The sequence below is a fragment of the Bacillus sp. 05T21 genome, assembly GCF_056396785.1.
Genome location: NZ_JBFTMD010000003.1, coordinates 173,526 through 196,636, shown reverse-complemented (window position 1 = coordinate 196,636; position 23,111 = coordinate 173,526). Strand labels below are relative to the sequence as shown.

At 34.7% G+C, this 23,111-nt stretch carries 27 protein-coding genes, 1 pseudogene and 1 riboswitch; of the genes and pseudogenes, 11 read left to right on the top strand and 17 right to left on the bottom strand.

Translation table 11 applies throughout. The features are described 5' to 3' along the window. Positions 1 to 140: 140 nt before the first annotated feature. Positions 141 to 440, bottom strand: coding sequence for a hypothetical protein (locus AC1DKZ_RS09610; protein ID WP_000361375.1), 300 nt, complete (start codon positions 438 to 440; stop codon positions 141 to 143). 166 nt (positions 441 to 606) lie between these two features. Between AC1DKZ_RS09610 and AC1DKZ_RS09605 the strand changes: the two genes are divergently transcribed. Continuing rightward, positions 607 to 1,362, top strand: coding sequence for a CPBP family intramembrane glutamic endopeptidase (locus AC1DKZ_RS09605; protein WP_431181889.1), 756 nt, complete (start codon positions 607 to 609; stop codon positions 1,360 to 1,362). Between the two features lie 194 nt (positions 1,363 to 1,556). On the opposite strand, the gene AC1DKZ_RS09600 is transcribed toward AC1DKZ_RS09605, so the two are convergent. The 4 genes from AC1DKZ_RS09600 to AC1DKZ_RS09585 are packed head-to-tail and all read right to left on the bottom strand — an operon-like array spanning position 1,557 to position 4,352. After that, positions 1,557 to 2,501, bottom strand: a complete 945-nt coding sequence (locus AC1DKZ_RS09600) for a serine hydrolase domain-containing protein (protein WP_476996093.1) — start codon at positions 2,499 to 2,501, stop codon at positions 1,557 to 1,559. 17 nt (positions 2,502 to 2,518) lie between these two features. Further along, on the bottom strand, positions 2,519 to 3,415 hold the full coding sequence (locus AC1DKZ_RS09595; RefSeq protein WP_431181891.1) for an AraC family transcriptional regulator: 897 nt from the start codon (positions 3,413 to 3,415) through the stop codon (positions 2,519 to 2,521). Between the two features lie 47 nt (positions 3,416 to 3,462). After that, positions 3,463 to 3,933 (bottom strand): GNAT family N-acetyltransferase, encoded by a 471-nt coding sequence (locus tag AC1DKZ_RS09590; RefSeq protein ID WP_002032934.1) that lies wholly within the window; start codon positions 3,931 to 3,933, stop codon positions 3,463 to 3,465. A gap of 17 nt (positions 3,934 to 3,950) precedes the next feature. After that, positions 3,951 to 4,352 carry a DUF3980 domain-containing protein gene (locus AC1DKZ_RS09585; protein ID WP_431181892.1) on the bottom strand — a complete coding sequence of 134 codons (402 nt, stop codon included), beginning with the start codon at positions 4,350 to 4,352 and terminating at the stop codon, positions 3,951 to 3,953. Between the two features lie 96 nt (positions 4,353 to 4,448). Between AC1DKZ_RS09585 and AC1DKZ_RS09580 the strand changes: the two genes are divergently transcribed. Then, positions 4,449 to 4,916, top strand: a complete 468-nt coding sequence (locus AC1DKZ_RS09580) for an NUDIX hydrolase (RefSeq protein ID WP_431181893.1) — start codon at positions 4,449 to 4,451, stop codon at positions 4,914 to 4,916. 18 nt (positions 4,917 to 4,934) lie between these two features. Here AC1DKZ_RS09580 and AC1DKZ_RS09575 read toward each other — a convergent pair whose 3' ends face one another. Further along, positions 4,935 to 5,846 (bottom strand): DMT family transporter, encoded by a 912-nt coding sequence (locus AC1DKZ_RS09575; RefSeq protein ID WP_476996092.1) that lies wholly within the window; start codon positions 5,844 to 5,846, stop codon positions 4,935 to 4,937. Positions 5,847 to 5,970: 124 nt separating this feature from the next. Between AC1DKZ_RS09575 and pdxR the strand changes: the two genes are divergently transcribed. Together pdxR and AC1DKZ_RS09565 are read left to right on the top strand one after the other, a co-directional pair. After that, positions 5,971 to 7,413, top strand: a complete 1,443-nt coding sequence (gene pdxR, locus AC1DKZ_RS09570) for a MocR-like pyridoxine biosynthesis transcription factor PdxR (protein ID WP_431181894.1) — start codon at positions 5,971 to 5,973, stop codon at positions 7,411 to 7,413. A gap of 80 nt (positions 7,414 to 7,493) precedes the next feature. Beyond that, entirely contained in the window at positions 7,494 to 7,940 is a 447-nt protein-coding gene (locus AC1DKZ_RS09565) for a YaiI/YqxD family protein (RefSeq protein WP_088039668.1), read from the top strand. Between the two features lie 80 nt (positions 7,941 to 8,020). Here the strand turns inward: AC1DKZ_RS09565 and AC1DKZ_RS09560 are convergent, their stop codons facing one another. Continuing rightward, positions 8,021 to 8,335, bottom strand: a complete 315-nt coding sequence (locus tag AC1DKZ_RS09560) for a DUF3892 domain-containing protein (protein ID WP_033715815.1) — start codon at positions 8,333 to 8,335, stop codon at positions 8,021 to 8,023. Positions 8,336 to 8,574: 239 nt separating this feature from the next. Here AC1DKZ_RS09560 and AC1DKZ_RS09555 point away from each other — a divergent pair. Beyond that, positions 8,575 to 9,450 (top strand): annotated as a pseudogene (locus tag AC1DKZ_RS09555) (hypothetical protein). 176 nt (positions 9,451 to 9,626) lie between these two features. On the opposite strand, the gene AC1DKZ_RS09550 reads toward AC1DKZ_RS09555, so the two are convergent. The 6 genes from AC1DKZ_RS09550 to AC1DKZ_RS09525 all read right to left on the bottom strand — a co-directional run bounded on the left by AC1DKZ_RS09550 (position 9,627) and on the right by AC1DKZ_RS09525 (position 14,632). Continuing rightward, on the bottom strand, positions 9,627 to 10,451 hold the full coding sequence (locus AC1DKZ_RS09550) for a DUF2785 domain-containing protein (protein ID WP_002013583.1): 825 nt from the start codon (positions 10,449 to 10,451) through the stop codon (positions 9,627 to 9,629). A 275-nt stretch (positions 10,452 to 10,726) separates the two neighbouring features. After that, positions 10,727 to 11,269: a GrpB family protein gene (locus AC1DKZ_RS09545; protein ID WP_016101128.1), complete on the bottom strand. Its 543-nt coding sequence runs from the start codon at positions 11,267 to 11,269 to the stop codon at positions 10,727 to 10,729. A 49-nt stretch (positions 11,270 to 11,318) separates the two neighbouring features. After that, entirely contained in the window at positions 11,319 to 11,981 is a 663-nt protein-coding gene (locus tag AC1DKZ_RS09540; protein WP_002142335.1) for an AAA family ATPase, read from the bottom strand. Between the two features lie 143 nt (positions 11,982 to 12,124). Next, entirely contained in the window at positions 12,125 to 12,868 is a 744-nt protein-coding gene (locus tag AC1DKZ_RS09535) for a metallophosphoesterase family protein (RefSeq protein WP_476996091.1), read from the bottom strand. A gap of 13 nt (positions 12,869 to 12,881) precedes the next feature. Then, entirely contained in the window at positions 12,882 to 13,820 is a 939-nt protein-coding gene (locus tag AC1DKZ_RS09530) for an aminoglycoside phosphotransferase family protein (protein ID WP_476996090.1), read from the bottom strand. A 14-nt stretch (positions 13,821 to 13,834) separates the two neighbouring features. After that, positions 13,835 to 14,632, bottom strand: a complete 798-nt coding sequence (locus tag AC1DKZ_RS09525; protein ID WP_476996089.1) for a VOC family protein — start codon at positions 14,630 to 14,632, stop codon at positions 13,835 to 13,837. A gap of 207 nt (positions 14,633 to 14,839) precedes the next feature. On the opposite strand from AC1DKZ_RS09525, the gene AC1DKZ_RS09520 reads away from it, so the two are divergent. Further along, on the top strand, positions 14,840 to 15,742 hold the full coding sequence (locus AC1DKZ_RS09520) for a sulfite exporter TauE/SafE family protein (protein WP_002127976.1): 903 nt from the start codon (positions 14,840 to 14,842) through the stop codon (positions 15,740 to 15,742). 40 nt (positions 15,743 to 15,782) lie between these two features. Here the strand turns inward: AC1DKZ_RS09520 and AC1DKZ_RS09515 are convergent, their stop codons facing one another. Next, positions 15,783 to 16,232, bottom strand: coding sequence for a GNAT family N-acetyltransferase (locus AC1DKZ_RS09515; RefSeq protein WP_002127978.1), 450 nt, complete (start codon positions 16,230 to 16,232; stop codon positions 15,783 to 15,785). A 384-nt stretch (positions 16,233 to 16,616) separates the two neighbouring features. Beyond that, positions 16,617 to 16,809, top strand: a riboswitch (Lysine riboswitch). 112 nt (positions 16,810 to 16,921) lie between these two features. Between AC1DKZ_RS09515 and AC1DKZ_RS09510 the strand changes: the two genes are divergently transcribed. The 3 genes from AC1DKZ_RS09510 (at position 16,922) to AC1DKZ_RS09500 (ending at position 19,616) form a co-directional block, all read left to right on the top strand. Beyond that, positions 16,922 to 18,388, top strand: a complete 1,467-nt coding sequence (locus AC1DKZ_RS09510) for an amino acid permease (protein WP_476996088.1) — start codon at positions 16,922 to 16,924, stop codon at positions 18,386 to 18,388. A gap of 118 nt (positions 18,389 to 18,506) precedes the next feature. Beyond that, on the top strand, positions 18,507 to 18,812 hold the full coding sequence (locus AC1DKZ_RS09505; protein ID WP_404453258.1) for an iron-sulfur cluster biosynthesis family protein: 306 nt from the start codon (positions 18,507 to 18,509) through the stop codon (positions 18,810 to 18,812). A gap of 33 nt (positions 18,813 to 18,845) precedes the next feature. Next, positions 18,846 to 19,616, top strand: a complete 771-nt coding sequence (locus AC1DKZ_RS09500) for a DNA alkylation repair protein (RefSeq protein ID WP_476996087.1) — start codon at positions 18,846 to 18,848, stop codon at positions 19,614 to 19,616. Positions 19,617 to 19,680: 64 nt separating this feature from the next. Here the strand turns inward: AC1DKZ_RS09500 and AC1DKZ_RS09495 are convergent, their stop codons facing one another. Beyond that, positions 19,681 to 20,172 (bottom strand): DUF2716 domain-containing protein, encoded by a 492-nt coding sequence (locus AC1DKZ_RS09495; protein WP_476996086.1) that lies wholly within the window; start codon positions 20,170 to 20,172, stop codon positions 19,681 to 19,683. A gap of 197 nt (positions 20,173 to 20,369) precedes the next feature. On the opposite strand from AC1DKZ_RS09495, the gene AC1DKZ_RS09490 reads away from it, so the two are divergent. Beyond that, entirely contained in the window at positions 20,370 to 21,134 is a 765-nt protein-coding gene (locus tag AC1DKZ_RS09490) for a class I SAM-dependent methyltransferase (RefSeq protein ID WP_476996085.1), read from the top strand. Between the two features lie 81 nt (positions 21,135 to 21,215). On the opposite strand, the gene AC1DKZ_RS09485 is transcribed toward AC1DKZ_RS09490, so the two are convergent. Continuing rightward, positions 21,216 to 21,740 carry an NUDIX hydrolase gene (locus AC1DKZ_RS09485; protein ID WP_476996084.1) on the bottom strand — a complete coding sequence of 175 codons (525 nt, stop codon included), beginning with the start codon at positions 21,738 to 21,740 and terminating at the stop codon, positions 21,216 to 21,218. 185 nt (positions 21,741 to 21,925) lie between these two features. On the opposite strand from AC1DKZ_RS09485, the gene AC1DKZ_RS09480 reads away from it, so the two are divergent. Continuing rightward, a complete protein-coding gene (locus AC1DKZ_RS09480; protein WP_080220981.1) occupies positions 21,926 to 22,549 on the top strand; it encodes a cephalosporin hydroxylase family protein in 624 nt (207 codons plus the stop codon). A 10-nt stretch (positions 22,550 to 22,559) separates the two neighbouring features. On the opposite strand, the gene lepB is transcribed toward AC1DKZ_RS09480, so the two are convergent. Next, positions 22,560 to 23,081 carry a signal peptidase I gene (lepB, locus tag AC1DKZ_RS09475; protein ID WP_476996083.1) on the bottom strand — a complete coding sequence of 174 codons (522 nt, stop codon included), beginning with the start codon at positions 23,079 to 23,081 and terminating at the stop codon, positions 22,560 to 22,562. Positions 23,082 to 23,111 lie beyond the last annotated feature (30 nt).

Here is a 23,111-nt window from a genome sequence, read left to right as displayed (position 1 = left end):
ATTCGACAGTAATGAAGACGATAAAGGGGGGTTGAAAAATATTTCAACTAAGTCATAGTGATAAGTACACATCTACGAAAATACTTATTTATACGAGCAATGCTCCTGTCAATTTGGCAGGAGCATTGTTTTTTCAACCTCTATTTACTTTTATATACTTGAATTGAAATGATCGAAATTAAACTGAGCAAACCCATAAATAAACAAGTCGCGCCTAGAATTGTATAAGAATTTCCGTATCCTTGTAATAAAGCTAAATACGTACTTGTATCCATATGACCGCCCTGCTCTGCAACAGATTCACTTGTTGCCTTACTCCCCATTTCTGGTGCATTTATTAGTACATACACACCGATAATAGCTACTAAAGCTGAAATGATTTCTACAACATTAGACTTTGTCATCATACCCTCACCTTTCAAACAACGTCTTTTATCCATCTAGTGAAATCTCTTTCTATCTCTTACTATACTAGCAAAAAAAGGAGATATAATTTAATCCCCTTCCCTATTACTAGAATCAACAGTATGAAAATATTCATTCTGTCTATTTCTATTTCATATATAATTAAAATATTCGATTAACAAATTATATGTACTTAGGTAGGTGAAAAATATTAATAAAAACATAGTTTATCATTCAACATTATACATTTATTCTCTCACATCGTTCTTTTATATCTTTTTGCTAAACATAGAAAATGGTCGTAGTTATTTGGGTTTCACGATGGTTGTTCCGTTGTTAGCCGTTATTTTATATCAAAAAGCATATAAGAAACAAGAAATTTTCCATACATTTGGCATTTCACGTCCAACATTAAAATCACTAATTTTCTCCATTTTATTCCCACTACTTCTAGGTCTATGTCTCCATTTCTATTTTTATATTTATAATATAAAGTTCTTATTTAATCACTGCAATGAATTGGGATTTCTCTTACTCATTGGTCTTACAATTGCAGCTTTGTCTGCATTTTTAGAGGAAATTATTTGGCGCGGGAATCTTCATTACTATTTACGAAAAAAATATTCATTAATACAAACCGCAATAATTGCAGCTTCACTTTGGTCTTTATGGCATTTACCAGTAGCACTCTTTTATAAAAACTATGAGTTATGGTTTGTAGGAATATTAAGTTATCTCTCGTTATTATTTATGTTATCTATAATTTTGACGTACACGAGAGAGTATGGTCGTTCTGTAGTACCACCCGCAATTTTACATGGTATGTTTAATGTATTTTATTTAACAGATGGATTGCAAAACAAGTGGGATGCCAGCCTAATAGAATTTATTAAATTTATCTTGCTAGCAATTGTGCTCGGCATGGTGTACCTTATACATCGAAAAGTTAAAGAATAGTTAACAATTGCAGAAAAAAGGCGTTTCAGCTTTCAGTTTAAAGTACCTTAATTAACTCAGAAAGTACTTCAACACCTTTCAATTATTCAATAATCATATAGGTGTTGAAGTTTTCTAATCTTAATTGAACGACTTCGTTCTCACAACACTTATTTCAATCATGGAAAGCATAACTATTCCTTTTATTGTCATTTTCATAAAACTATTAAATTAGGAAATATACACTCTTTGATTAACCTCCATCTATCCTTCGCTTCCGGTACAATTTCAGAAGCAATCGCCACCACCAATTCCTTCTCCGGTATACAACAAATCGCATTCCCACCATCGCCCATTGCACAGTATGAATAGACACCATCTTCTTCTCGTAACCACCATAAGTACCCATATTGATTTGAATTCATCGCTATTGATTCTTGTACCCACGATTTTGAAAGAATTTCCTTTCCATTATGAATACCTTCATTCAAATACAATTGTCCAAACTTAGTCATATCTCTAACTGTTAACGTTAGTCCACAGCCGCCCGTCGAAATACCATTTGGATCGTGAACCCATCCTTTTACATCTTTTCCGAATAAATCATCGAATCCAAATGCCTTCATATTGTAGTTTGGAATTTCTCTCATGCCGAGTGGTTGAAATAAGTACTCATTCGCAAACTCACGCGCACTTTTGCCTGTTGCGTTCGTTATAATCGCTGATAGTATATGAGCTCCTGCAGATGAGTATTTAAAAGATCCGATTTCTCCACTATCCCCCATTCTATTAAGTGTATACTGTACCCAATCCTCTTGTGTACATAGTTCTTCTAACGGTTCCTGCCAGTCTACAAAAGGATGTGGAGCCGTCATCGTAAGAAGATGTCGTACTGGTATTTCAGATGAATTAACGTTATATTCCGGGAAAAATTCTATTACTCTTTGATTAACACTTTTTATATACCCTTTATCTACACATAGTCCAATTAACGCAGAAATAATCGTTTTTGTGACTGACGCTATATGAAATGCATCATCTGGCCCGTGTCCGTTATAATATTTTTCAAAAATAACATTACCTTTTTGTACTACTAACATACCATTAATATTTTTATATTCTTCTTTTATAATATCATCTAACTTTTTAACAGTTTCCATCCTTCTTCCTCCTTAATTTACAATTTAAAAGGTTCGATAGGTACATATATATCAACTATATGTTTATGTTCGGGATGCTGCCTTGGATCATTTCTATATACTTCAAAAGGGTACGAATCTCTCGGCTTATATCCGCTATTTGGAAGCCACTCACCGTATAAGAAATCCCATGCTCCTTTATATTCATCTTGGAATATTTCAAAATGACCTACCGCATACTTTCCAGAAGGTATTACCATTATTCCAATGTCGCTCGTTTCTACTGCGGACTCATTCGGAATTGTTATACATAGACTTGTTCTTAAATGATAGTCTTCTGTGAACTCATGATGATCATGGTAAATTGTTAATACCTTCGTATCCTCGAATGCATGATAGTTTTGCTCCGATGCGTAATGAAATAGTTTTTCTATCATTTTCGGAAAATCTATAGCTAAATCTTTATATGTACCTACATGTCTTATGTATGCGACGTTTACTTTGTCCGCTGTTACAATTTCGACCTCTCCTCGAACCTTCTTACACTCATTGTATTGAGAATCTTCGCTAACGTCTTTGCAATTCTTGCTATTGTGATTTCTATAGTGAGACGGACTTACTCCGTAATAACTTTTAAATGTACGGGAGAAAACTGCTGAATCTGTGAACCCGAAGTAATACGCAATGTCTGTAATCGTCATATCTGTACGATAAGTAAGAAGGTGTGTTGCCCTCTCTAATTTCAAACGATTCACATACCGAGATAACGGCTCATCCATCATCCCTTTAAAAATTCTATGAAAATGAAATTTTGAAAAGCCTGCCACATTAGCTAAATCTTCAATTGAAAGTGAATCATCTATATGTGATTCTATATAGTCTTGCACTTTATAAACACGTCGTAAATACTCGTTTCTACTTTGAGAACTCTCCATATTTATCACTCCTCACAACAAAAAGGCTAACTTTACGTCAGCCTACTTTACACATTTTTTAAAAATAAAACTCTACTCCCGCCGTTCCCATCATAATTTGTATGTACGGATACACCTTCTATTTCATCATCCCCATCTTCAATTTGAAATCCGATTTCTTGATGAAATTCAATCGACTTTTTATTAACTGGTGACGTTATCGCTTTTACAACTTTACGGTTATTTGCACGAGCGACATCGAAGAAATAAGAATATAACGTCGATGCGATTCCTTTTCGTCTAAACTTCGGATTTACACCGATAAAATGAACGTACGCTTCATCTTTATGCGTTTGCGAAAAAAATCCACATAAGAAACCTAACGTTTTTCCATCTTCTTCAATGATAAAACTCGTTTCTTGAAAATGGACGAAAAACAACTTCGGCAACATACTAGCCATATCTCTTCCGCCCCACCAATCATTTAATACAGAATGAATCTTTACATAATCTTCCCCTTGAATGTTTCTTACTCGCATGTATTTCTCCCTCTCACTCACTTCATTTTTTCATATATTTTAATAACCGTTTCGACTAACAGAATGAATACCCAAATACCTGAAAACACAAGAACAGACTGGAATATCGATCCAATTACCATAACACCAACTGCACCTGTTATTGAAAATGATATTCCACCAAGCCCTGGATCCTGTATAAGTGCTCCAGCAGAAAAAGCAGTTATAATAGATACTATTAAATAAATAACACTCATTATTTTTAATATTTTTATAGAAAGATACGAAGTTTGTTCTTCTTCCACTTGTGATAATTCGATTTCCCCGCCCGCAATTCCTTTTTGTAGACAATCTTCACACAAAAATTCTTCCTTAATTTTTTTACCACCATGTATTGTACCTGTTATTTCTTTACACCTTGAACATTTTCGATTTATCATGTTGTTATCACTCCACTCCTATAAGATTATACTTATATAATTCTAAATTTGCCTTAATATTCCTTTTATGTATTTTATAGAGAAAGGTCGTGTTTTATGATTTCAAAACTTACATTTGGTTATAAAGAACCTACTGTTCAGTATGTATTACGGCCAAGTTGTTATTCGATTATTTTTCATTCATCTTCTTCAAAGATTGCTGTTATCCAAAAAGGAGACCGTTACTTTTTACCTGGTGGCGGTATGGAAGGTAATGAAACAAAAGAAGAATGTTTACATCGTGAACTACTAGAGGAATTAGGATGGGCAATTGAAATTGATCAATATATCGGTAATGCAGCAAGATATTTTTATGCAGAAAAGGAAGATACATATTATTTAAACGATGGGTTCTTTTATAGTGCAAACATGGTACATCAGCAAAGTAATAACTGTGAAGATGATCATGTTTTAAAGTGGATGTCTCCTTTACTTGCTGTAGAGTTTCTCATTCATGATCATCAAAAATGGGCCGTTGAACAAGCGCTTTTATTACGAAATAAAAAAGGATCTCCTTCTATATGAAAGAGATCCTTTTTACTGTTAGCTTACTTTTTTCAAATTGAGAGCTGGCTTTTTGATTCCACCTTTTTTTACAACAGATAAGCCGATAAAGATAATAAGTCCGCCAACGAGTTGCATCATATTAATTTGCTCTCCAATTGTTACAGCTGCAAAGATAACTGCGAACAATGGTACGAGATACATATAAACCATTACTTTCGTTGAACCTATTTTACTAATACCGACATACCACATTGCAAGTCCGAAGATTGTCGCAAAGACGATTGAATATGCTAGTGATCCCCAGCTTGGCATATCTACTGGCCACGTTAATGTATTTACGTTGAATAAACAGTATATAACGAGAGGTACAATTCCAATTAAAGTAGACCATGATGTGACTCTCATTGCGGAGTATTTTGTGATAAGTGGTTGCGCTAAAATTGGATACCATCCCCATGCAATCGCTGCGACTAACCCAATTACATTTCCGAGCCACGCATATTCGTAAGTAGCTCCTCCTGTATGTCCTGTTAATAAAACGAATGCTGCACCAATAAATGCTACTATTGAACCAATTTGTACTTTCATCGAAAAACGTTCTTGTTTGTGCAATACTGCTAATATCCCTGTAAAAATAGGTGACATCGCAATTAATAATGAGGCGTTCGTTGCTGAAGTATATTTTACAGATAGCATAAACATCGTTTGATACATTGCCGTACCAACGATACCGACTGCTACTAATCGTAACCAATCTTTTCTTTCAATACGTAATGAGCGTTCCATTAAAAATGTAATAAGTAATAATACCGGTGATGCTACTAAAAATCGTAAACTATTAAATTGAATGGATGACATATATGCCACGCCATACTTTCCAATTGTATAATTTGCTCCCCATACTAATGCAACTGATACTAGGAGCCACTCCATTTGCCATCGTTTCATCCGAATCTCCCCTTCCCTATTTAGCATAGTAAAATTGGCTGGATATAACACCGTCCAATTGGCTGTTTTTTTACCCAGCCAATTTGTTATACTTAATGTATATAAGATTTGCGGAGGCGTTTGTATGGAATGGAAGCTAGATAACGACAGTAAAATCCCTATTTATCAGCAAGTTGTTGACTTTATTGAAAAACGTATTACATACGGAGAACTTCCTCCAGGTAGCTTCCTCCCTTCAGAACGGAAATTAGCTACGCAGTTAAATGTAAACCGAAGTACGGTAACGACCGCTTATAATGAACTACGTGCTATGGGAATTGTAGAAAGTACGACTGGTAAAGGTACACGTGTGAGTACACATATGTGGGGCGTTTCTCCAACATTAACGCCGAACTGGAGAGGTTTCGTAGAAGGTGGTACTTTTTTACCAAACTTACCGTTACTTCGCCATATTCGGGCAGAAGTACAACAAAATGAGAACATTATAGATTTCGCAAACGGAGAGCTCGGTTGTAATCTCTATCCTCACGATCAACTACAAACAATTTTGCGAGAACAACCGTTAACGCAGTCATTAAGTTACGATCATCCCCAGGGGTATCTCCCGCTAAGACAAGCGGTAGTAAAATATATGAAGGAATATTTAAAAGTTGAAGCGACCGAACAATCGATTATGATTACATCCGGCGCCCAACAAGCACTTCACCTTATCGTACAATGTTTATTAAATCCAGGTGACGCAGTCGCTTTCGAAAGCCCTTCACACTGTTATTCATTACCGTTATTCCAATCGGCAGGTATTCGTATTTTTCCATTACCTGTCGATGAACACGGTATTAATCCAGACGATGTGCAAGAGTTATATAGAAAACATCGTATTAAAATGATCTTTTTAAATCCAAATTTCCAAAACCCTACGGGAACGATGCTGCATCCAAACCGTAGAAAGAAACTGCTATCACTTTGCGCAGACTTACGAATCGCGATCGTTGAAGATGACCCGTCCAGTTTACTTACGTTAGAAAATAAACAACCTTGCCCTACTTTAAAATCGATTGATGAAAACGGAACAGTCATTTATGTTCATTCCTTATCAAAAATGATTGCGCCAGGGTTACGAGTTGGCTGGCTTGTCGCTCCGCAGTCTGTCGTAGAGCGATTATCAGATGCGCGTCACCAAATGGAATTAGGAATGAGTATATTCCCGCAGTGGCTTATACAACAATTTTTCGAAACTGTACCCTTTCAGTCGCATATCGTACCGTTACGAAAACAACTAGCAGAAAAAAGAGACATTATCGTTCGTGCCCTAAACGAGCAACTTCACGATAAAATCTCTTTCTCAAGCCCAACCGGTGGTATATACATATGGGGAAAATTAAACGAACCGATAAACGAAAAACAACTTATTATGCAAAGCTTAAAACAAGAAATTGCCTTTATGCCAGGCAGTATTTTCGGCGCGAAAGATGGTTATATACGTTTGTCTTATGGAAAAGTAAATATTGATAAAATTGAGGAGGGAATTTCTCGTTTGCGTGAGGCTATTTTAGTTTGTGAAAAATAACTTTAAATAAAGCTTTCTCGTTTGACAAAAGAAAAATCTACCATTATCATCAACTCGAACCTAGTTTTAGGAGTGATAAAATGAAGATTTATGTTGATGCAGATGCTTGTCCTGTAAAAGATGTGATTATTTATGAAGCTACGAATGCCGAAATTCCTGTTACCCTCGTTACTAGCTTTTCTCATTATTCTAATGCGGAACAGCCATCAGGAGTAGAAACAATTTATGTTGATTCCGGAGCGGATGCTGCGGATTACCGGATTATGCAGTTAGCAAAAAAAGAAGATTTAATCGTAACGCAAGATTATGGTCTTGCTTCGCTAGCTTTAGCAAAAGGCTGTATCGTTCTACACCATAAAGGCTATAAGTATACGAATGAAAACATTGAACAATTATTACAAACACGGTATTTAAGTGCAATGGTTCGAAAAAGCGGTAAGCGTACAAAGGGACCGAAACCATTTACAGCAGAAGATAAAGAGAAGTTTAGAGTGCTCTTTAAAAGTATAATCGAACTTAAAAAATGAACCGTCTATTTGCAAGGAAAACTTCGCAAAACAAAGAAGAGAATATCCAAATGAACATTCTCTTCTTGAGGTTTACCTGTTTAAAATGAAGGTAAATTATCTAAATTATTTTCCTTTATACCATCCGGTTCACTACGTATAATATCCCTACCATACTTATGAAATACGTCCACATGAGCTAACTTCCCTGATTTCGCTTCACTAAGAGCAGTAATATAATCTAACTCTCTCCCGCTACTTGTCTTAAAAGCAATTAAATCCCCATCATCATTTTTACGAACGGCAACAATTTGTTCTGCTCCTGAATTGACTTCATTGTCTACTTCAAATTGAGCTTGCTCTTCTCCTTGATGTAAGTAATCATTATAAACTTTTTCAAAGTCTTTTTTGTCCATAAATTTCACCTCCAACACATTTTATTAGTATGTTTGGAAGGTATTAGTTTTATGTACTTCTTCCATCAAGTTCACAAAAATACACTCCCTCAAAAAGATAACCCGAATCATAATTTTTTCAATCTAATACAAATTCATTTTAGAATCCTATAGAGTATCTCTTAATTTAAGTGTTAATATTTTCCTGATAATATTATAATTTATTTATATCGAAAAGAAATATGAAATGGAGAATGATTATGTTGAATATAGATATTAATCGTTTAACTGATATTTGTTTAGAGTATCAGCAGTCTAGATTTTATGTTACTAAAATCCCTAAAGATTTCTTATCAATTGCCAAAAAACGTTTTTCTATACCAACGGATGACCAAATTTTTGCTTTTTTAAGTTGTAACTTGTTTGGATCAGGAAAATATGGTGTTTACTTTACAAATTCAGGTTTATACTGGAAAAATTGGCTGTAAGGTAAAGGAAATATAAAATGGGATCAATTAAATAAAGTGCAAAAAATTGAAATTGATAAAGATAGCTTTTTATCTTTTGATGCACAAAAAAGCTTTAATATTAACGGAAGTGATTATCCTCCACTGTTATTTAAAGAATTACTTATAACTCTTACAAATTCATTCCAAAATTCAAAGCAAAATGATATACATCCAGTTATAAAAGTTGATGAGATAAAATCAACCTGTTCTTTGTTTGAGACGTACAATGAATTATTAGAACCTGATAATGGGTTATTTGTAGACACTCATATTTCACACAAAAAATTAAAAGAAATTGGGGCACGATACATTGTTTCAAAAGAAGAAGAAATCATTGCTTTTTTAGATACATCTGTCCTTGGTAATTTGAGTAAAGGATCCGATGGAGTATTAATTTGTCAATCAGGTATATATTTTAGAGAAACTTTTGTACACTTGTATTTTCCATGGCATGTCTTTAGGAATATCCCTATTACTTTGACTTCAAATGAATTAGAAATCGGAAAAGGAAACATATTTCATCTTCAACATGCTAGAATACCTAGTCAAGAGATTCTATTATTCATCAAGAATTTAAAACAGTATGTTAATAGTTTATATGAGGAAAATCCACAACTACATATTTAATACATTCGTTATTACATATAAGCTCGTGTATATTTAAGTCTAAAATTTCAATTCAACTAAAAAAAACCGATTATTTTTGTAGGGAACCTACAGGTATAATCGGTTTTTTAATCTTATTCTTTGCTTACATGCTCATTTATAATGGAATCTAGTGATAGACTAGATATTCTGCTTTTTTAATATCTACGCAATTTCTCCAAAGTCTCCAATATATCATCTGTAAAGGCAGTAGCGCCCTCTTTCTCTAAAGCTCTGAAATATAAACTTCTTAAGAAAGCTCTAATATTTTGTACTAAAATATCATGTTGAGGATGTGGGATATCTTCAACAATTGCTATACTATGTAGCCAATTGCTCCACTCTTCTTCAGTTAAAATATTTTGGTTACGCAACGACATAATTGGCGTTACTAATCTCTCATCCTCAAAGTGTATGTATACGTAGTCATTCAATCGAACCTTCTGACGAACAGCAGCTAGTATTGCATATGAAAACTCACGATTTTGTATTGTACGTGCTAAAGCATCTAGTGCATCTGCCGCATGTGCAGTAGAATGTGCCCAGCCTTTTCCTTCTACGTAACCTCTTACATCTTCTTCTAAATAGACATATTCCAGAACTTGTTCTGCCACACTATACAGTTGTTCTTCAGATAACAGTGGTTCTCTTTCATGAACAGATAAAATAAGCGGCGGAATTAATACGGAGAACGCACGTTTAAATACAGAATCTGTGCCCTTTTCACCAATTTTATAAAATAAATAATCAGGACTAATCGCTTGTAACATTAATCCTCGTAATTCTTTTTGTCTAAATACATCATTTGTAATCCATTTGTGAAGCGTACTATAAATCAAATCATCACGTAATTCAGCATCAGGTGATCCGATATAATCTAGCATCCACTGTGCATATGGATATGCATCTACATCTTCTGGCACAGCATAATTATTATTTTGAATTTGTTGTAATTCTTCTTTTAGTTCTAGTACTTCTGTCATTATATTTCCTGTCCCCTTTTTACGTTTTTTAACTTCTTTTCGCCTTATCCCCTGTAATTTCCCTCATAAAATTAAGTCGACTTTTAATATAGTTTTAGTCCCTATCTTTCTATGAACTTGATTCAATTATATAAATTTCTCCCGAGAAATAAAAGGAAATACATTGGAACACCAAAGCTTCTCACTTTGTTTGCATGCATTTCATGTAAGTTTAAGTTATAAAATAAAGTATTTTTTTCATTTGTATTCAAACGTATTTACAATCAAAAATTAAATCATTTTAGAACTTGTTTAATAAACTCTGTTTTAGCTTTTGTGTATGCTTCTCTATCTTGGTTATATCTTTTAGCTAAATCTTGTTTCAGATTTGAATAATCATAAACTAATTGTGGATTTTCTCGTAAGCGGTTACGAAATAAAAGTTGTTGCTCCCATCGCTCAGTTCCTTTAACCATTAAATGCAGGTGAGCTACACGCCTATTATTCTTCACTTTCACAAAGAACCTTCTCCAAGGTCTTTCATCTAATTCCGGGCCTACATAATGCCAATCATATATAGACAATTTTGCTGAAATATCGAGTACTCTATCAAATGAGTCTGTTTCAGCCATTAGATCAATGATAGGTTTTGCAGGTAAACCAGGTATGGATGTACTTCCTATATGTATTACTTTGCTAATACCGAGAGGAGTAAGCAGTTCATAAAGTTGCTGTTCTTCACATCGTCCTTTATCTTGCCAATCAGGATTTGCATTAACTATCTCTACTGACTCATTCGCCCATACAGGCCAATCGTTCGGATTATCTTTTTTATCCACCCAACACATCCCCTTTCACGAACTTTTTGCTATATAAACGATTTTAAATTCATTTAAATACAACTACCGGATCATCAAAATTACTATTCTGAAATATAACATTTGCACATTCTTTCGGATTATGCTCATCTATATACATCTTACAAGCCGCATGATATCTGTTTATAAACATTTTCTCTGCTTCTTCATAACTTCCAAAAGCCTCAGTCTCGCGCTCTGCACCACGGTTTCTCGCAGTCTCAAAATCTGTATCTACGAAAATTTTATAGTCAAATAGATACTCAATTTCTTTTTTCAATAAAAATGTTCCATCTACTATTAGCACCATAGTTGGCGAGGCCACTAGCGGCGTATTATGTACAGGCATGTCCGTTATTAAGTTATGAGAAATCGTTTCATACTGTAAATTCCCGTTAGGTCCTAAAGGTTTTAATAGCCTTTCTTTGAAAGCTGTATAATCGTGTGCATCTTCATAATACCCTCTTGCAGACTCTTTTCCTTGTGCATAACGAATCACTCTCGGGTTATGAAAATCATCAATGCTGGTGCGTATTACTTGCACTCCCCGATTTTTCATTTCCTCTGCCAGTTCGTTTGCAAATGTTGTCTTTCCTGAAGCTGTTATACCATTTACTCCAACTCTTATTGGATGGGTTAATTTTAACGTTAAAATATGATCAGCAATTTCTTTCATGTATTGTTTTCGGAGCATGACATTCCCTCCTGTATGTTGTTTACATAATATAATTGCAGTAAATTAAATTTATCGCTATTTGTTGGTAAATCGATATATTAAAAAAATCGTTGAAATATTTTAAGTTATGATAGATATATTTTTATTGATTTATATTTTCCTTATTTCCCCTTAAAACCTCGATATAAAGCAGTCCGTAACTCTTGTTTGTATTCCTCAATTTCTGGCATATCCAACTCTTCAGCTAATCGGATGGCTAGTTCAATATCATATGGTACACGTACGAGTTGAATCGAAAAGCTTGCTGCTTCTTTTTCATTGTATGTTCCTTCAAAAATTAAATAGGAAGCTTGTGTAATTTCAAGTGGATTACCTACACTACCAGCATTACATAACGTTTTCCCTCTAAAATTTTGCACATACGCCTGATGAACGTCACCGTAACAAACGACATCTGGTTTTCTTTCCCCTTCTATATTCTCTGTGAGCTCACTATTTTCGAACATACTAATACGCTCTTCTCTTGTTGCATGTGGTTGAATTCTTTCATATAAACTTCTTGGTGAAGCGTGGAACATACGAATCAGTTTCCCACTCATATAAAATTCGATTGAAAATGGTAAGCTTCTTAAATAGTCATTTTGTTCTTCTGATAATTGTTTTTGATGCCATTTTAACGATTCAAATTCAGTCGGTTTTGTAATGAAATCATCCCAGTTTCCCATTACGGTTCCTTCACATTCTTTACGAACGATTTCAATTACTTCGCTAGAATGCGGACCTTTTCCTACTAAATCTCCAAGACAAATAATACGTTCAATTCCTCTTAATTTAATATCTTTCAGTACTGATTCTAATGCCGGAATATTACCATGTATATCTGAAATTACCGCAATTTTATCCAAATGAATCCCTCCGTTATTTATTGTTTATTATATCCTCATGTTGTGATTGATACCATTTTGGAATATAAGATGAAAAATGATTATGATCTTCTATAATTCGGTTCAATCTTTCTTTCATATCCTCTACTAAATGTGGTGTAGTTCGGTTTGTCCATACGATATCCGCTGGGAATGTCATCGCTGCATATAATGAATACAGTTTCCAAAAGTGGATTGACGGATCGCCTCCGCAATAACCGTGAACTTGTCCAACCGCAAATGGTTTGCTTATTCTTGTAGTAAAAATCGCTACGTTATAAAAATCGTGTATTGGATCGCCAAAATCATATCCACCAAAATCAATAACGATAAACTCCTTATTGTGAATCATACTATTTGCTGGGTGGTAATCATCGTGTAAAAATGTGATAGGCCGATTTTTCAATAAGTCTTTATGATTTTCTACAAAGGTTAATACTGGCTTCAAATCCAGAAAATTCACCTCATAATCTGCTAATGCCTCTATGTACCTTTCATACTTATTCCACCTAAATATTTCCCATTTATTACTTGCACTTTCTCTTTCTATCGAGTGAATTCTCTTTAATATTTCCCCTGCTTTTCTTCCTGCATTATACTGTTCTTCCACCGATAGCTTGCTTAAGCTCTCTTCACCATTTACACCTTGGGTCCATTCAAATACTTGAACACATTTATTTAATCCCTCAAGTTTTATGAAATGAATTAACTTCGGCGTTGGAATATGTAATAACTCCAATTGTTTCATATACATATATTCTTCTTGTTTTCGTTCATAATTAGCAGAATCACACACTTTTACAAAATAAGTTTCTCGATTCTCTAGGTCAATTTTATACTTCTCTTCGTGTGAAAAACCTTTTGTAATAGCTGTACATTTTACAATACGTGACCACTCTAGTTTTCTTTCTATCTCTCTTAACATTTCTTCCACAAAACTCACCTCTATTAATATACGAACAAACTACCTAACACTTCATACTCTCGTTTATTTTCCCCTTTAAACTCCACTGCAAATGGATATTCGCCATGATGCTTCAAACGTTCTAGTACTAGCCCTTCTCCAACTGGTTCACAAAACTGCACATGAACATCACCAAACGATACACTTTGACACTCAGCATTCCATTCTTCATTTTGTATGATTGAATTTGCAGTTAGCTCCATTACTTCTTTCCATTTCCGCACTGTTTCTCGAACATTTTTCACTGTATAATGAATCGTTTCAATTTCTTGTACTTTATTTTTATGTTCAGTGATCGTCCCTATTTTACGTAAATCGTTTCTTCTTTCTTCATCCGTTTCATTCCACTGTATAAAGAATGGTAATTTCGGTCCATTCTCTTCTTGCTTTACAAATAACATTTTCCATTCTAAAAGCCGGCCATCTTTTCTCATCCGTTTCCCTTCAAATGGTCCTATCGTATGTAAGCCGTGCTTACTAAATTTAACTGCTAGTTCTTCAATTGCATCTGTTCGAATTGCGATTTGTAGCATCCCTTCTCCATTTTTTAATTTCACCACTGTTTCTTGTACTAATGGATTTTCTGCTTCTTTCGCTTTTTCTTCATGCTGAACTGCTAAAAATTCTATATATGATAAATCAAAATAACATAAACTATTCCAAGTACCCCAAGTCGTATGCTCACCGCCTAATGCAGTATGAAATCCATGCTCCYGCATTTGTTTTGCCGCTTCCCCCGGTGTACAATGCACTGCGTGAACGAGATGATCAAATGCTAACATAGTCTTTCTCCTCTTTCTCTCCATCCTTTTATTGTATATTTTATTTTTCTTTCGTTCAATTCAAAAAACTTTAAAACCCAGTTGTTTTATACGATTAATGTGTATTATAATGAAACAAATTTAATTATTGCTGATTGGAAAAACCAAAGGCACTTTTCTCATACGGGAAAAGTGTCTTTTTCATTTATTATTACAGGGGGATTATTTATGCAGAAATTAATTGTCTTTGCTATTATTGGATTTTTCGCTCAATTGATTGATGGCGCACTTGGTATGGCGTACGGGGTAACGTCTACCTCACTATTATTAATGTTTGGTATCGCACCAGCTGTAGCTTCCGCATCAGTTCATTTAGCTGAAGTCGTTACAACCGCCGCTTCTGGTGCATCTCATATCAAATTTGGAAACGTTGATAAATATACAGTTTCCAGACTTACATTACCAGGAGCAATTGGCGCATTTATTGGGGCATGTTTTTTAAGCAATTTACCTGGTGATGTAATTAAACCGTACATTTCCATATTTTTATTTACTTTAGGGGTTTATATTTTATTACGATTCATCATTCAAAAACAAATTGTTTCTTCAAATAAGCGTATGTCTGCTAAACAACTTGTACCACTTGGCTTATTCGCTGGATTCGTCGATTCAACTGGCGGCGGTGGTTGGGGGCCGATTACGACACCTGTTCTTCTTGCAAGAGGAAATGAAGCTAGAAAAGTTATTGGATCTGTAGATACGAGTGAATTTCCTGTTTCACTCGCTGCAACGATTGGCTTTTTCATTTCACTTGGCTGGGAACAAGTAAGCTGGGTTTGGGTATTTGCCCTCATGCTTGGTGGTATTGTTGCCGCACCAATCGCCGCATGGTTAGTACGCATCGTTCCTTCTCATTTACTTGGCGTACTCGTTGGCGGACTTATTATCTTTACGAATATACGTACACTGCTTACTACATTTAAAGTAGATCCAACTATTATTTCACTTTCTTACGTTGCAGTTGGTCTTGTCGTTATTATATCTATTTTTATTGCTGTTCGTAATCATTCCAATCGTTCTAACGTATCGACAGCCGGCTATCCGAAAGATCAAAAACAAATGCTACCATAATTAATAATAATACCGCCCGATTTACTTCGAGCGGTATTTTTTATTTTTCTATTTTCCAATTGACCATCGTTTCAGTACTATTTACTCTTTTCATATGTAATTTCTCTAAGACACGAATAGAGCTATAATTATCAAGGAGTGTCTCCGCTATAATCGTTTCCACTTCCCCTGTTTGAAAAGCCCATTTCATTAATTCACTAACTGCTTCTGTTGCATACCCTTTATTCCAATATTTCTCAATAAATCCGTAACCAATTTCTACCGTATGTTGCTCATTCGGTTTCCCTTTAAATCCTATATCACCTAGAACAACATCATCCTCTTTCCGAATAACATACCACGGTCCCCACGGTAATGAAGCCGCATCTCGTTTCATATTTTCTATATGTCCTACAATATGCGGACCACTATTGTATCCTTGATTATCCGCAATTTGAATCCATTCTTCTGTACACGGTACTATATATAATCTTTCCGTTTCTAATTTCATAATGATATCCCCTTTTCAATTAAACAATACCTCAATTTTATCAGAAATAAAAAGAATATTCATTCTATTTATCAGATTTATACTTATTCTTTGAAACGAATTTAAGGAATAATCCCCTTTTAATAGTTATGTCGAATTATATTTTCTGAATTTTCTTTTAATTTTAAAGGATTTTTCAATATTTTTTGCGAAACATTTGTATAACAATTTTTTCTTTGCTTATTGCTACATAATAGTAGGTTCGGGTGGAGTTATGCAAGCGTTTCCTATACAATAACCGATATTTTTTGACTTTTCCTAACAAAATTCCTTGCAATATATTCAGAAAGTCATTACAATTGCCATATATTAAATATCTTAGCAATATATAAATCCTCATCAATCCGATGAGGTAGAGGTTGCGACTTTTAAAAGTAAAATGGACGAGACACAGCGAATGTCACTGACTCCGTTTGAAAGGAAAAGTTGCCGAAGTTTATATTTCTTCTCTGGAAATATGAGCTGGGGCTGTCTCCGAAAGGAACAGAACTGTCACGTTTACAAAATTACCGTGTAAACGTGGTGTGCTATCTTAACGGAAGGGTATGATGGGGTGGTTATTTGTGAAACGTTCCGCCTAATTCCTTTGGCGGTTTTTTGTATTTTTCTCCCCCGCTCCTTCCTAACCTACAAGAAAAGGAGTGTTGAACATGAATAGCGCAACAAATCAATCTACCTCTAAAACGCAAACTACACAAGGACAAGGTGAATTAAAACGCGGATTAAAATCTCGTCACCTTACGATGATTTCTCTCGGTGGTACAATCGGTACCGGATTATTTCTTGCCAGTGGTGGTGTTATCCATTCAGCTGGTCCTGGCGGTGCATTAGTCGCATATGCCGCAATTGGAATTATGGTTTATTTTTTAATGACAAGCTTAGCCGAACTCGCAGCTTACATGCCTGTTACTGGATCTTTTAGCACTTATGCAACAAAATTTGTTGATCCATCACTTGGCTTTGCACTTGGATGGAACTATTGGTATAACTGGGCGATTACGATTGCAGCTGAACTAGCGGCCGTAACATTAATTATGAAATTTTGGTTCCCAGATACCCCTTCTCTTATTTGGAGTGGACTTTGTTTAGCTATTATTTTTCTCTTAAACTATTTATCTGTTAAAGGTTTTGGTGAATCTGAATATTGGTTCGCACTTATTAAAGTAGTTACTATTATTATCTTTTTAATTGTCGGTTTTATGATGATTTTTGGAATTATGGGCGGCGAATCTGTCGGCTTTAAAAACTTCACTGTTGCAGATGCACCATTTAATGGCGGCATCATGGCAATTATCGGTGTATTTATGGCTGCTGGTTTCTCATTCCAAGGAACTGAATTATTAGGAGTAGCTGCTGGTGAAACTGCTGATCCAGAACGTAATATTCCGAAAGCAATTCGTTCTATCTTTTGGCGCATTTTATTATTCTACATTTTAGCAATTCTCGTTATCGGTTTATTAATTCCTTATACGACTGAAAGCCTTGCAGCAAGTGATGTTACAGTAAGTCCATTTACACTAGTATTTGAAAAAGCGGGCGTTGCCTTCGCTGCTTCTGTTATGAACGCTGTTATTTTAACTGCAGTACTTTCTGCTGGTAACTCTGGAATGTATGCATCAACTCGTATGCTTTGGGATTTAGCTCGCCAAGGAAAAGCACCTAAATTCTTAGGCAAATTAGATAGCCGTGGTGTCCCTGTTAACGCATTAATCGCAACATCAGTAGTTGGTAGCGTCGCTTTCATCGCTTCTTTATTCGGTGACGGTGTTGTATACATTTGGTTATTAAATGCTTCTGGGATGTCAGGATTTATTGCTTGGGTAGGGATTGCTATTAGTCATTACCGTTTCCGAAAAGCTTATGTTGCCCAAGGAAAAGATTTAAAAGATTTACCATACAGAGCAAAATGGTTCCCGTTCGGTCCAATCTTTGCATTTACACTTTGTGTTATCGTTATTTTAGGTCAAAACTACGGAGCATTTACGGGAGCATCTATCGACTGGAACGGTGTACTTGTTTCTTACATCGGTTTACCACTCTTCTTAGTACTATGGTTAGGATATAAATTTACTAAGAAAACGAAAGTCATTCCACTTGATAAATGTGAACTGAAATAGAGTATAGCAAAACGAGCAAACAAATTTGTTTGCTCGTTTTTTATTACAATCCTCTTTACTTCCCTATTCCTTCTGTTTTTGCAATAATAAAGTAAATACACTTAAAGGTTGGGATTACATGAACATTCGTATTACTGATGAAGCAATAGCAGCTATACATAGACTAGAACGTGAAGACAAAAAGATCATTCGCATTAGAGGAACAATGACAAACTCTTGCAGCATTTTCGTTGATGTTGATTTAATTTGGGATACATATAATGCGGATGATGTTGTATATGAAGATGAAATGCTTATTGTACAAATGGACTCATTCACGAAAGACTACACTGGTGGTACATTAAAACTTGATTATAAGACGACTGGTTTTAGTATTACGACTCCTAGTGAGACTCTAGTTTATGGCTTGTCGGTTAAAAAATAAAAATTGTTTTTATTTGACCACTGAGGTGAAAAAATGGGTAAATACGTTCCATTAAAATTTTTATTTAACGAAGAATTAGCAGAAAAAATGGCTGATTCTATTTCTAAACATGATCCTAATTTCTCTAAAAAAAGCTTTGTAGATTCTGTAACATGTAAAGTTGAAAATTTAGAGTTAAAACAACGTGTAGAAGTAATAGCAGATGAATTACACAATGCATTACAAAAAGATTTTAATGAAGCAATACATATATTACTGAAAACATTGGGACCAGAAAATACAACAGAAGTAGGTACATTTACAAACGGATACATGTACATGCCTATTGCAAAATACGTTGAAAAATATGGGCTTAACGATTTTGAATCCTCGTTCCACGCAATGTATGAAATAACAAAGAGAAATACTGCTGAATATGCCATTCGTCCTTATCTTGAAAAATACCATGAAGGAACCTTGGACATATTGCAGCAATGGTTACGTGATGAAAACAGCCACATTAGGAGATTAGTTTCAGAAGGTACTAGACCAAGACTTCCTTGGGCAAAAAAAATAGGAGCTCTGAAAGGTGACTTCAGAAATAATTTAAAGCTTCTTGAGCCATTAATGAATGACCCTTCTAAGTATGTTCAAAAATCTGTAGCCAATCACATTAATGATATTACGAAAGAAGATAGCGAACTCGTTTTTCAATGGTTGCAACAATTACTCGATAAAAATCATCCTGTTAATCCTTGGATTATGAAACATGGATTAAGAACGATGATAAAAAATGGCACTTTACCAAAAGATTTTTGTTTTTAAGTATTTTAAACAAAAACGCTTATGCTTCAAAAATGAAGTATAAGCATTTTTTCTCTTTAAAACATTATCCCTGCCGTGAAATATTTTGAAACATTTTTGGCTTATTTTGTTCAAAGCTCTCTATCAGTCCTTTTCCAAATATCGTTATACTCTTCTCCCAAGGGTGACCTAAATACCCCCACTTAAAGTCCTTCTGAATAAAGAAATAGTAATCTCCATTTGGAAAAATCGGGATTGTCCACTCATCAAATTCATTTCTATCGAACTTTAAATGTGGATTTACCCAGTAACATTCATGTTGCCAATCAAGTGCCATTATATATTCATCCGATACTGTATTCTCTTTAAAAACTAGTAATGCTTTTTCTTCCAAATCGTCATATAAATTTAAATCTACCGATTCTCCGAAGTAATGAGAAATATCATATGTTACAAAAGGACTTGGCACCTTAAATGATGGGAATGTAGAATCACTTGGTGAAAACTTAAGCTTACTATCTATCATGTCCCAAATTTGGTCGTACTCTTTGTCTGTAAACTCCATCCAATTTTTCATTAAACAACTGCCTTCCCCTATAATTTCAAAGGATTTTTACTCAATTATCCCGAATATATAAATAACTATTCTCGCAAGGAGCTAATTCATATGAATCTATTCGAACACGAAACATAAAACCGTTCCACTTTAATAAGAGGTCCTCCCTTTTTCTTTTCTTACTATATCATTTATTAACGAAATAGGAGGACAACAATATGAAACGTGATCCATTATTTTCAGCACTATTAGAGAGTGCAAAGACAAACTTTAGCGGCTGGGATTTCTCTTTCATTTCAGAAACTGGCCGTATGAATAGCGAACCCCTACCATGGTCGTACGGTAGCACTGCTTTCCAACTTATGCAGCACGCAAAGTCAATGCTAGATATGGGTACTGGCGGCGGAGAGTTTTTATCTATGTTACAACCGTTCCCGCCAACTATTTGTGCTACTGAGGGCTATGCTCCGAATGTCCCAATTGCACGAAAGAAATTAGAGCCTTTAGGGGTTACAGTTGTAGAAGTGACTGATGATACTGCTTTACCATTTCAAGATGGTCAGTTTGATTTAATTGTGAATCAACATGAATCCTACGCTGCTTCTGAAGTGAAAAGAATTCTTTCCACTAATGGAACATTTCTTACACAACAAGTCGGTGATCTTGATTGTGCGGAACTTAATGAGCAGTTTGGCACACCGCTGAATAGCGAATTTTCAAGTTGGTCACTCAAAACGGCATGTAGTGAATTAGAACAAAATGGATTTACTATTTTAAAAGCGAAAGAAGAATTCCCTCTTCAGCGATTTTATGATGTCGGTGCTGTTGTCTATTACTTAAAAGCAATTCCGTGGCAAATTCCTGATTTTACAGTAGAAAGCTATAACGAGAAATTATATCGCATACATGAGATCATCTTGCAAAAAGGATATTTCGATGTGAAGCAACACCGCTTTATTATTAAAGCAAATTATGAAGAGTAAAATTTGAATTAGCATCCCTTGTAAAAAGCCAAATTCCCATAAAGAATTTGGCTTTCTCTTCGTATTTTAACGTTTCTTCTCTTATTGAGAAACGAGATATTTTTCATATCGTTTTTTCGTATTATCTTCTATCAAAAGTGTAGTTTTGCAATCAATAATATTCCGATTATCATATGTGAATATATGCTCTAAATTGTTGTCCTCACTTAATAATGTCGGTAAATATCTTTGCAAATTGCTAACTACACCTCTATTATCACCATCTAATATCCAATCAATTGACTTCCATTCTAATATTCCTTCAGCCGTACTTAATGGTGTGTCAATATGTACTCCTACTGGTAGCTCAGCAAGGAATACATACATCCCCTCACTACCCTGAGGATCGTCTTTATCTTGAAAGATAACATTCCCTTTATACGTTACACTTGGAAGCTCTATACCCGTTTCCTCAAACGTTTCTCTAATTATTCCTTCATATGGAGTTTCATTATCCTCAATTTTCCCTCCAACGCCATTCCACATTCCCATTGTTGGCTTCTTGTTTCTATTTAAAAGGAGTATGTTATCCCCTTTTCTAATGAAGCATATTGTGTACTTATACATATCGTCATTTCCTTTCTTTTACATCCTCTTCTGTAAGCAATTCATTTTCTACATGAGGAATTCTTATCATTTCCACGTAAAAACACTCTCCTTGTCATTGCTCCTCACATAATATACAGTACAACTTTCATACGTAAACACTTTACGTCCAACGAAAGAATCCTTTTGAGAAAGGAGAATTCAACATCGATAACATAGGAAATGAATTTTTAAAATGCTTTTATGATAGCAATGTATGGCCAAACGGTACAAACTGGCTCGGTGTCCCCATTTGCAAACTTCCCTCTGACCTTTTCTTATATCAAGAAATTATTTACGACTTACAACCGGATTTAATTATTGAATGCGGGACTTTCCATGGTGGTAGCGCACTTTATTTAGCTTCTATTCTAGATTTAATAGGAAAAGGTCACGTTCTTACTATTGATATAACGCCGCAACCAAATCGCCCATCACATAATCGGATTACGTATTTAACAGCTTCTTCTGTTTCTGTAAGTGCTGTCCAAACTATTTTAAGTATGCGAAAACCTGACGATGTTATTTTAGTTATTTTAGATTCCGATCATAGTAAAGAACATGTATTAAAAGAACTGCAATTATATAAATCAATTGTAACTACTGGTAGCTACATGATTGTCGAGGATACATGTATTAACGGAAATCCTATTCTTCCTGATTGGGGCCCTGGTCCGATGGAAGCTGTGGAAGAATTTTTAACAAAAAATAATAATTTCATAGTAGATGAGACAAAGCATAAATTTTTCATATCATTTAATCCGAATGGTTTTTTGAAGAAAATAAAATAACTAGACTAAACTAGTCTAGTATTTTCATTTTCGAAAAAGGATAGTACACAAATTCCACTTTTCCTATTATATTATCTTCTTCAATATATCCTAAACCATTTCGACTATCCTTACTTTGTTCACGATTGTCTCCCATTACAAATAACTTATTTGGCGGAATCTTTGTCTTTTGAAAATTATAAAATACTTGTGTATTGTTATATAAATCTTTATTTATATAAGGTTCATCTTGCTTTTTGTCATTTACGTATACAGTTCCATTCGTTATGTTAATTACGTCACCAGGAAGTCCTATTACGCGTTTCACATAATATTTCGATCCATCCTCTTCCTTAATAATGACGATTTCTCCGTGCTGTAAGCTAGAAAAATGTACCGCAGCTTTATTTACAAATACGTAGTCTTCTTCATGTAAAGTTGGCTGCATTGATTTTCCTTCCACTTTACATAAAGTGAAAGACTGGTACGTTACTACTAGGACAAATATAAATAGTATGTACTTTCCCCAACCTCTCTTATTCTCCTCTTTCATATCCATTCCCACCTTATCAAAACACTTTTT

Coding starts and splice junctions, on each gene's coding strand:
- AC1DKZ_RS09610 (WP_000361375.1), bottom strand. CDS start 440: ATGGATAAAAGACGTTGTTTGAAAGGTGAGGGTATGATGACAAAGTCT.
- AC1DKZ_RS09600 (WP_476996093.1), bottom strand. CDS start 2,501: ATGGAAACTGTTAAAAAGTTAGATGATATTATAAAAGAAGAATATAAA.
- AC1DKZ_RS09595 (WP_431181891.1), bottom strand. CDS start 3,415: ATGGAGAGTTCTCAAAGTAGAAACGAGTATTTACGACGTGTTTATAAA.
- AC1DKZ_RS09590 (WP_002032934.1), bottom strand. CDS start 3,933: ATGCGAGTAAGAAACATTCAAGGGGAAGATTATGTAAAGATTCATTCT.
- AC1DKZ_RS09585 (WP_431181892.1), bottom strand. CDS start 4,352: ATGATAAATCGAAAATGTTCAAGGTGTAAAGAAATAACAGGTACAATA.
- AC1DKZ_RS09580 (WP_431181893.1), top strand. CDS start 4,449: ATGATTTCAAAACTTACATTTGGTTATAAAGAACCTACTGTTCAGTAT.
- AC1DKZ_RS09575 (WP_476996092.1), bottom strand. CDS start 5,846: ATGAAACGATGGCAAATGGAGTGGCTCCTAGTATCAGTTGCATTAGTA.
- pdxR (WP_431181894.1), top strand. CDS start 5,971: ATGGAATGGAAGCTAGATAACGACAGTAAAATCCCTATTTATCAGCAA.
- AC1DKZ_RS09565 (WP_088039668.1), top strand. CDS start 7,494: ATGAAGATTTATGTTGATGCAGATGCTTGTCCTGTAAAAGATGTGATT.
- AC1DKZ_RS09560 (WP_033715815.1), bottom strand. CDS start 8,335: ATGGACAAAAAAGACTTTGAAAAAGTTTATAATGATTACTTACATCAA.
- AC1DKZ_RS09550 (WP_002013583.1), bottom strand. CDS start 10,451: ATGACAGAAGTACTAGAACTAAAAGAAGAATTACAACAAATTCAAAAT.
- AC1DKZ_RS09540 (WP_002142335.1), bottom strand. CDS start 11,981: ATGCTCCGAAAACAATACATGAAAGAAATTGCTGATCATATTTTAACG.
- AC1DKZ_RS09520 (WP_002127976.1), top strand. CDS start 14,840: ATGCAGAAATTAATTGTCTTTGCTATTATTGGATTTTTCGCTCAATTG.
- AC1DKZ_RS09515 (WP_002127978.1), bottom strand. CDS start 16,232: ATGAAATTAGAAACGGAAAGATTATATATAGTACCGTGTACAGAAGAA.
- AC1DKZ_RS09510 (WP_476996088.1), top strand. CDS start 16,922: ATGAATAGCGCAACAAATCAATCTACCTCTAAAACGCAAACTACACAA.
- AC1DKZ_RS09505 (WP_404453258.1), top strand. CDS start 18,507: ATGAACATTCGTATTACTGATGAAGCAATAGCAGCTATACATAGACTA.
- AC1DKZ_RS09500 (WP_476996087.1), top strand. CDS start 18,846: ATGGGTAAATACGTTCCATTAAAATTTTTATTTAACGAAGAATTAGCA.
- AC1DKZ_RS09495 (WP_476996086.1), bottom strand. CDS start 20,172: ATGAAAAATTGGATGGAGTTTACAGACAAAGAGTACGACCAAATTTGG.
- AC1DKZ_RS09490 (WP_476996085.1), top strand. CDS start 20,370: ATGAAACGTGATCCATTATTTTCAGCACTATTAGAGAGTGCAAAGACA.
- AC1DKZ_RS09485 (WP_476996084.1), bottom strand. CDS start 21,740: ATGTATAAGTACACAATATGCTTCATTAGAAAAGGGGATAACATACTC.
- lepB (WP_476996083.1), bottom strand. CDS start 23,081: ATGAAAGAGGAGAATAAGAGAGGTTGGGGAAAGTACATACTATTTATA.